At 66.8% G+C, this 241-nt stretch carries 1 protein-coding gene; it reads right to left on the bottom strand.

What is annotated here, in order from left to right; translation table 11 throughout:
* Window positions 1-241 (bottom strand): S1C family serine protease (locus ACQG3P_RS22510; RefSeq protein WP_426806296.1); only part of this gene is annotated, 241 nt, incomplete at both ends.

The following is a 241-nucleotide window of genomic DNA, read 5'->3' as shown; positions in this document are numbered from 1 at the left end:
CCACCACGCCATGCTTGATCAGCTGGTCCACCACATCTCGAGCCAGGTTGGTCGGAATGGCCAGGCCCACGCCGATGTTGCCGGCCATGCTGCCCTGCGGGTTGAAGCTGGCGGTATTGATGCCCACCAGCTGGCCCTGCAGGTAGACCAGCGCGCCGCCGGAGTTGCCCGGGTTGATCGAGGCATCGGTCAGGATGAAGTTCTGGTAGCCCAGCCCGCGGATGCCGGTGCGGCCCACCGC

Origin of the sequence: Stenotrophomonas sp. SrG (genome assembly GCF_050031795.1) — a bacterium.
In the GTDB taxonomy this organism is placed as follows: domain Bacteria; phylum Pseudomonadota; class Gammaproteobacteria; order Xanthomonadales; family Xanthomonadaceae; genus Stenotrophomonas; species Stenotrophomonas rhizophila_A.
The sequence above is the reverse complement of the archived record's forward strand: the minus strand, read 5'-3'. Positions and strand labels throughout refer to the sequence as shown.